The following is a 302-nucleotide window of genomic DNA, read 5'->3' on the forward strand; positions in this document are numbered from 1 at the left end:
TCTTCAAATAATCGAGTAACGATCTTAAAGGCGTCTTGTAATTCGCCTTCACCAAGCTCTTCATCAAATTTTTCATTGCTTAATACCGCAACGGCAATCAAAAAGGCTAAACGCTCACTTGAGAGGTTCAAGGTGAAATTATTTTGTTTAACCCAGCTAACCACTTCATCAATTGGCTGTTCACCAATCGGTTCTTCAACTATTGGTTCTTCAACTAAGGATTGAGTTATTTCACTCATTATTCGTCCTGTTACTTTTATAATGACTTTATGCTCTGACGTTATTTAGGCATAAGTTTAAAT

Annotated in this window: 1 protein-coding gene; it reads right to left on the reverse strand. The window is 35.8% G+C overall.

Annotated elements, in window-relative coordinates; all coding sequences use genetic code 11:
- On the reverse strand, positions 1–239 hold a 239-nt coding region (locus tag CIK81_RS18905), incomplete at its 3' end, for a hypothetical protein (RefSeq protein ID WP_199586433.1).
- Positions 240–302 lie beyond the last annotated feature (63 nt).

Source organism: Brachybacterium sp. JB7, assembly GCF_003335205.1.
Classification (GTDB): Bacteria; Actinomycetota; Actinomycetes; order Actinomycetales; family Dermabacteraceae; genus Brachybacterium; species Brachybacterium alimentarium.